General features: G+C 31.6%; 7 protein-coding genes. All 7 read left to right on the plus strand.

Features of this window, described 5'->3' with window-relative positions; translation table 11 throughout:
• The first annotated feature begins 2 nt into the window (after positions 1-2).
• On the plus strand, positions 3-1079 hold the full coding sequence (gene hemW / locus I6E31_09130) for a radical SAM family heme chaperone HemW (protein ID MCF2640129.1): 1077 nt from the start codon (positions 3-5) through the stop codon (positions 1077-1079).
• A gap of 9 nt (positions 1080-1088) precedes the next feature.
• Positions 1089-1766 carry a YggS family pyridoxal phosphate-dependent enzyme gene (locus I6E31_09135; protein MCF2640130.1) on the plus strand — a complete coding sequence of 226 codons (678 nt, stop codon included), beginning with the start codon at positions 1089-1091 and terminating at the stop codon, positions 1764-1766.
• A 9-nt stretch (positions 1767-1775) separates the two neighbouring features.
• Positions 1776-2309: a cell division protein SepF gene (sepF, locus tag I6E31_09140; protein MCF2640131.1), complete on the plus strand. Its 534-nt coding sequence runs from the start codon at positions 1776-1778 to the stop codon at positions 2307-2309.
• Positions 2309-3313: a 7-cyano-7-deazaguanine synthase gene (locus I6E31_09145; protein MCF2640132.1), complete on the plus strand. Its 1005-nt coding sequence runs from the start codon at positions 2309-2311 to the stop codon at positions 3311-3313. The genes sepF and I6E31_09145 overlap by 1 nt, the downstream gene beginning before the upstream one ends.
• 150 nt (positions 3314-3463) lie before the next feature.
• Positions 3464-4801, plus strand: a complete 1338-nt coding sequence (locus I6E31_09150; GenBank protein MCF2640133.1) for an alanine:cation symporter family protein — start codon at positions 3464-3466, stop codon at positions 4799-4801.
• A gap of 80 nt (positions 4802-4881) precedes the next feature.
• The gene (proB, locus tag I6E31_09155; GenBank protein ID MCF2640134.1) at positions 4882-5688 is read left to right on the plus strand and encodes a glutamate 5-kinase; all 807 of its coding nucleotides are present in this window, start codon (positions 4882-4884) and stop codon (positions 5686-5688) included.
• Positions 5689-5690: 2 nt separating this feature from the next.
• The gene (locus tag I6E31_09160) at positions 5691-6935 is read left to right on the plus strand and encodes a glutamate-5-semialdehyde dehydrogenase (GenBank protein ID MCF2640135.1); all 1245 of its coding nucleotides are present in this window, start codon (positions 5691-5693) and stop codon (positions 6933-6935) included.
• Positions 6936-7013: the final 78 nt, after the last annotated feature.

A 7013-nucleotide genomic window follows, 5' to 3' on the forward strand; every position in this document is an offset into this window, starting at 1 on the left:
TTATGGTAGATGGAATATATATACATATTCCCTTCTGTTTAAACAAATGTAATTACTGTGATTTTCTCTCTTTTAAATCTAATGGAGAGGAAAGAAAAAAATATGTAGATTATCTATTAAAGGAGTTGGATCTATATCCAAACTATAGATATAATACAGTTTATTTCGGGGGGGGAACCCCCTCTCTTTTAGATTTAGAAGATGTAGAGAGAATATTAAAAAGATTAGATATAGCAGAAAATGCTGAAGTAACAATGGAAGTAAATCCTAAAACAGTGGATTTTGATAAACTATGCAAATTAAGAAAAATCGGAATAAATAGATTAAGTATAGGGATACAATCTTTTGATGAGAAATATTTGAAAATTTTAGGAAGAATGCATACAAGTGAAGAGGGAGTAGAAACCTTTGAAAATGCAAGAAAAGCAGGATTTGATAATATAAGTTTAGATCTTATGTTTTCATTACCTGGACAAAATGTAGAGGAAGTATTAAAAGATTTGAATAAACTTTTAGATATGAAACCTGAACATTTTTCAATATACTCTCTTATTTGGGAAGAGGGAACAGTTTTCTTTGAAAAGTTAAAAAAGGGAATTTTAAGAGAAACTGAAAATGAGATAGAAGCAGAGATGTTTGAAAAAATAATAGATACAGCAGAGAAAAGGGGATATCTTCACTATGAGATATCTAATTTTTGTTTGGAGGGAAAAGAGGCTGTACACAATACAAAATACTGGGAAAATAAGGAGTATCTAGGAATAGGATTAGGAGCTTCTGGATACCTTGATAATATACGATATAAAAATCAGATGAAATTTTTAGAATATTATGGTAGTATAGATAGTAAGTTAAGACCTATATTGGAAAGAGAAACATTAACCTTAGAAGATATTGAGGAGTATAAATATATTGTAGGATTTAGACTTTTGAAAAAAGGGGTAAAAGCTACTGGAAAATATCTTGATATCTGTCTTTCATTGGAAAAAAGAGGGTATTTAAAAAGAGAAGATGAGAGGTTTATTCTAACACGTAAGGGGTTAATGGTAGCTAATGATGTATTAGATGAATTTGTGTGAGGAGAAGAAATGAGTAGGATAGAAAAAAATATAGAGGAGATTAGAAAAGATATAGAAGAGCACTCCCCAAATCCAGAAAAAGTAAGATTTATTGGTGTTACTAAATATGTAGGAATAGACGAGATGCTAGAAGTAGCAAAGTGTGGAGTAAAAGTTTTTGGAGAAAACAAAGCTCAAGTTATAAAGGAAAAAGAGGAAAAATTCAGAGAATTGGGAATAGATGATGTAGAGTGGCATTTTATTGGTAATCTACAAAAAAATAAGGTAAAATATATAGCTGAATATGTGAGTTTAATTCACTCTGTAAATAAATTATCTCTAGCTCAAGAGATAGATAAGAGGGCAGAGCAAAATAATAGAATAATAGATGTATTATTAGAGATAAATATTGCAGGAGAAGAGAGCAAAGAGGGATATGATCTAGAGGAACTATATAGAGAGTTACCTGAGATAATGAAACTAAAAAATATAAATATAAAGGGATTAATGACTATGGCACCTTTTACAGATGATGAGGTTCTAGTAAGAGGGGTATTTAAAAGATTGAGAGAGATAAAAGATAAATTAAATAGTGAGTATTTTGATGATAAATTAACAGAGTTGTCAATGGGAATGACAAATGACTATAAAATAGCCTTAGAAGAGGGAGCTACATTAATAAGAATAGGAAGAAAAATATTTCAATAGGAGGTAAAAATGAAAAAGAAGAATGGTGGAATAAAAGTAATTCAAGATTTAAAAGAGCTTTTAGGAATAGACAATCCTGAAGCTACTGGAATAGATGAAATTGATGAATTAGATGGTATAGAGGATACTGGAATAATTGAAGTAAATGCTGGAAAAGAAAATGAAGTGCCAGTTCAAAAAGAGATACCAACACCAACTAGAGATAAAGGAAATACTGGATCTAGTTTAGAATCAGAGCTTAATGGTGCTGGAAACTATCAAACTATATTTGTAGATCCTAAAACTTTTGCTGACTGCAAGAAGATAGCTACATATATAAAAAATGATAAGATGGTTACATTGAATCTTGAATATTTAGATCTTCCTACTGCTCAAAGACTTATGGACTTTTTAGCAGGAGCAATGTGCATAAAGGGAGCTAGTTTTATTGAGATTAGTAAAAAAGTATATACTGCTGTTCCTAAGAGCATGAAAGTATACTATGAAGGTAAAAAAGATAGTAGAGGAAGAACAATTTTAGATTTTGGAAGAGAGGATAAATAGTGGAAAAAAAAATAAAAGCATTGGCACTTTTTTCAGGAGGATTGGATAGTGCTTTAGCTGTTAAAGTAGTAAAAGATCAAGGAGTAGAGGTTATAGGTTTAAACTTTGTTTCTCACTTCTTTGGTGGAAAAAATGAAAAAGCTGAAAGTATGGCAAAACAACTTGGAATACAACTGGAGTATATAGATTTTAAGAAGAGACATACAGATATGATGCAAAATCCTGTATATGGAAGAGGAAAAAATATGAACCCATGTATAGATTGTCACTCATTAATGTTTAAAATAGCAGGAGAACTTCTTGAAAAATATGATGCTCAATTTGTAATTTCAGGAGAGGTTTTAGGACAAAGACCTATGTCACAAAACTCAGCAGCATTGGAAAAAGTGAAAGCTTTATCAGGAATGGATGATCTTATATTAAGACCTCTATCAGCAAAATTACTGCCACCAAGTAAAGCAGAACTTGAAGGATGGGTAGATAGAGAGCAACTTCTTGACATTCAAGGAAGAAGTAGAGCTAGACAGATGGAACTTACAGAAAAGTATGGACTTGTAGAATATCCAACTCCAGGTGGAGGTTGCCTATTGACAGATCCAGCATATTCTGATAGACTAGAAATAATTGAAAAAGATGGTCTTATGGATGAGGAACACTCATATCTTTTCCATCTTATAAAGAAAACAAGATTTTATAGACTAGGTGAAAAGAAATATCTATTTGTAGGTAGAGATGAAGAGGGAAATAGTAGAATAGAAGAATATAAGGAAAAGGGAACTCTTCATGTAGCAGGATATAAAGTAGGAGGACCTCGTATTTTAGGATATGGTAACTTTACAGATGAGGATAAAAAGTTTGTAGCAGAACTGTTCTCAAGATATTCTAAAGTTAAAGGTAAAAGTGAGATTGAGGTTAGAGTAAATAACCAAGTAGTGAAGGTAGCACCAGTAGATATAGAAGAGATAGAGAGAAAAATAAAAGAGTATCAAGTCGTAGCACAGTAGAATAGTAGGGTAATAAAAATAAAATAGAACTTTATAGAGTCTAAATTTAATTACTGAATCTATTCATATAAAAATGGAAAAAAGTAATTAAAGGAGGACTCTTTTTTAATTGCTAAAAATATATTAAAAATTATCTAGGAGGATAGAAAAATGAATTGGTTTGAAAACCTTGTAAATCAAATTAATAATGTGATGTGGAATCAAAATTTATTGGTAGTGTTATTGGTGATAAGTGGAATATACTTTACACTTAGAACAAAGGGAGTTCAATTTAGACTATTTGGACATATGATAAAATTAATAACTGAAAAAACAAAGGCTAATCAAGAGGGAGTTAGTTCATTCCAAGCTTTCTGTATTTCGACAGCATCAAGAGTTGGAGTTGGAAACTTAGCAGGAGTTGTAGCTGCTGTATCAGTTGGAGGACCTGGAGCTGTATTTTGGATGTGGGTTGTAGCTCTTTTAAGTTCAGGGACAGCATTTATAGAAGCAACAATTGCACTTCTATATAGAGAAAAAGATCCACATGGTGGGTATAGAGGTGGAGCTCCATACTTTATTGAAAAAGGATTAAAAATGAGATGGTTAGGAGTAATATTTGTAGTATTTGCTTTAATATGTTGGGCAGGGGTATTCCAAATTATTTCAAACTCTGTAACTGAATCATTTGCAACAGCTTTTAATATTGACCCTAGAAAAACTTCTCTTGTTTTAGTAGCACTAGCAGCAGTTGTTCTTTTTGGTAGAAGAGATAAGATAGTAAAAGTTTTAGATAAAATGGTACCTTTTATGTCTGTAATTTATCTAGGTGTAGTTATATTTATAATTGTAAAGAATATTACAGTTTTACCAAGTATGTTTACAAATATATTTAATCATGCTTTTGGAATTAAACAATTTTTAGGTGGAACTTTTGGTAGTGTAGTAATGCAAGGGGTAAAGAGAGGACTTTTCTCAAATGAGGCTGGATCAGGATCAGCTCCATGTGCAGCAGCTGCAGCAGAGATAGAACATCCAGTAAAACAAGGTTTAGTTCAAGCTTTAGGAGTTTTTGTAGATACAATTTTAATATGTAGTGCAACAGCTTTTGTTATTCTTCTTTCAGATGGAAAAATTCCTGAAGGGTTACAAGGAATGACACTTTTACAAGAGGCATTTAGATATCAAGTTGGAGACTGGGGAGTTGTTTTCACAGCAGTAATACTATTCCTATTTTCATTTAGTACAATGCTAGGAATAAGTTTCTATGCTAAACCAAACTTAGCATTTTTACATGATAAACTTTGGCTACAAGAGGCATTTAAAGTGTTTACTCTAGTTATGCTATATATTGGAGGGGTAAGACAAAACTTCCTAGTGTGGAACCTTGCAGATTTAGGGCTTGGATTGATGACAATTGTAAACTTAATAGGGGTATATCCATTGACATCAAAGGCAGTAGAATCTTTAAAAGAGTATGAAGAAAAGTTTATTATTAAAACAAAATAGGTAAATATAAACAAAAATATGGGAAAATTTTCAGATTTGATGTATAATGTCTTATTATATAAATAATTTGAGGTGGAACAATGAAAAAAGGTATACAAGAGAGGATAAAAAGTTCTAAAAGAATAGTAATTAAAGTTGGAACTTCTACTCTTACATATGAAAATGGAAATTTGAATTTAGGGCTTTTAAATAAGTTAGCTTGGGTTTTAAGTGATCTTAGAAATCAAGGAAGAGATGTTATCCTTGTAACTTCTGGAGCAATAGGAGTTGGATCAAAAAAGCTAAACTTTAAAACTAGACCGAAAGAAACTAGAGAGAAACAAGCAGCAGCAGCAGTTGGACAAGCAGAATTAATGCATATATATCAAAACTTTTTTGGAGAATATAGCCAAAGAGTTGCTCAAATACTTTTAACAAAAGATGATTTTAAAGAGGGAGAGAGAAAAACTAATACAACAAATACCCTTGAAACACTTTTAAATTTTGGAGTAATCCCTATTGTTAATGCTAATGATACAATATCTACTTTTGAAATTGAGTTCAGTGATAATGATAGACTTTCAGCAAGTGTGGCATCTTTAATTGGAGCAGATCTATTAATTATCTTAACAGATATTGATGCTCTTTATGATTCAAACCCTAAAACTCATCCAGACGCAAAAAGAATATCATATGTTGAAAAAGTAACAGATGAGATTATGAAAATGGGTGGAGAAAAAGGAAGTGAATTTAGTGTAGGAGGTATGGAAACAAAACTTCTTGCAGCTAGAGAGTGTTATGATGGTAGAGTAATTATGGGAATCTTAGATGGTTCAGAACCTCTTTTAATAGAAAAATTAATATCTGGAGAAGATGTAGGAACTATTTTTGATTGTATGGAGGATTAATAATGGAGATCAGATTAATAGGTGAGGCTGCAAAAAAGGCATCAGTAAAGGTGGCTCAACTTTCAACAGAAGAGAAAAATAGAGTACTTTTAAAAGCAGCAGATGCACTTTTAGAAAATAAAGAAAGTATTTTAAATATAAATAGAAAAGATGTAGAAAATGCAGTAGCTAATGGAGTAAAACAAGCATTTATTGATAGACTTACTCTTACTGAAAAAAGATTGAAAGATATGGCTAAAGGATTGAGAGAGATAGCAGCTCTTAATGATCCTGTGGGAGAGTATGTATATGGAAAAACTCTTCCAAATGGATTGATTATTCAACAAAAAAGAGTTCCCCTTGGTGTTGTAGCTATAATATTTGAATCACGTCCAAATGTAACAGCTGATGCTTTTGGACTTTGTTTAAAAAGTGGAAATGTAGTGATTCTTAGAGGTGGAAAAGAGGCTATACAAACAAATATAGCTATAGTTGATATATTTAGAAAAGTTTTAAAAGAGTGTGGAATCTCTGAAGATGCTGTGCAAGTGGTTAAGGATACTAGCCATGAGAAAGCAGGAGAGTTAATGAAAGCTAATGAGTATGTAGATGTACTTATTCCAAGGGGAAGTGCTAGACTTATCAATACAGTTATAAATAATAGCACAATTCCTTGTATTCAAACAGGAATAGGAAATTGCCATATCTATGTGGACAAAAGTGGAGATCTACAAAAGGCATTGGATATAATAATAAATGCTAAAACTCAAAGACCTGGTGTATGCAATGCTGTTGAAACTTTATTAATAAATAGAGAGATAGCTGAGAAATTTTTACCAACTTTAGGTGAAGAGCTTTTATCAAGAAATGTAGAGATAAGAGGAGATGAAGTTGTAACTAAGTTGATTCCTCAAGCTAAAGTTGCTACTGAAGAGGATTGGGCAACTGAGTATGAAGACTATATTGTGGCAATAAAAACAGTTGATACACTTGATGAGGTAATTGAGCATATTGGAAAATATGGAACAAAACACTCTGAATCGATTATAACTGAAGATTACTCTAATGCACAAAGATTTTTAAATGAAGTAGATGCAGCTGCTGTTTATGTAAATGCTTCAACTAGATTTACAGATGGTGGACAATTTGGTTTTGGAGCTGAGATAGGAATTAGTACACAAAAACTTCATGCTAGAGGACCAATGGGATTAAAAGAGTTAACTACTACTAAATATGTGATTTTTGGTAATGGACAAGTAAGGAAATAGATTAAAAAAAGGGCTCTTTGTCAAATAGTGTTGGTAGAAAAAACAAATAAATTTTCAAGTAACTCCAGTGATTTTCGC

It is taken from the genome of Fusobacterium varium (assembly GCA_021531615.1).
GTDB classification, from domain to species: domain Bacteria; phylum Fusobacteriota; class Fusobacteriia; order Fusobacteriales; family Fusobacteriaceae; genus Fusobacterium_A; species Fusobacterium_A varium_C.

Excerpts from the sequence above, each read along its gene's own strand:
- I6E31_09150 (MCF2640133.1), top strand. The coding sequence starts at position 3,464 with ATGAATTGGTTTGAAAACCTTGTAAATCAAATTAATAATGTGATGTGG.
- proB (MCF2640134.1), top strand. The coding sequence starts at position 4,882 with ATGAAAAAAGGTATACAAGAGAGGATAAAAAGTTCTAAAAGAATAGTA.
- sepF (MCF2640131.1), top strand. The coding sequence starts at position 1,776 with ATGAAAAAGAAGAATGGTGGAATAAAAGTAATTCAAGATTTAAAAGAG.
- I6E31_09160 (MCF2640135.1), top strand. The coding sequence starts at position 5,691 with ATGGAGATCAGATTAATAGGTGAGGCTGCAAAAAAGGCATCAGTAAAG.
- I6E31_09135 (MCF2640130.1), top strand. The coding sequence starts at position 1,089 with ATGAGTAGGATAGAAAAAAATATAGAGGAGATTAGAAAAGATATAGAA.
- hemW (MCF2640129.1), top strand. The coding sequence starts at position 3 with ATGGTAGATGGAATATATATACATATTCCCTTCTGTTTAAACAAATGT.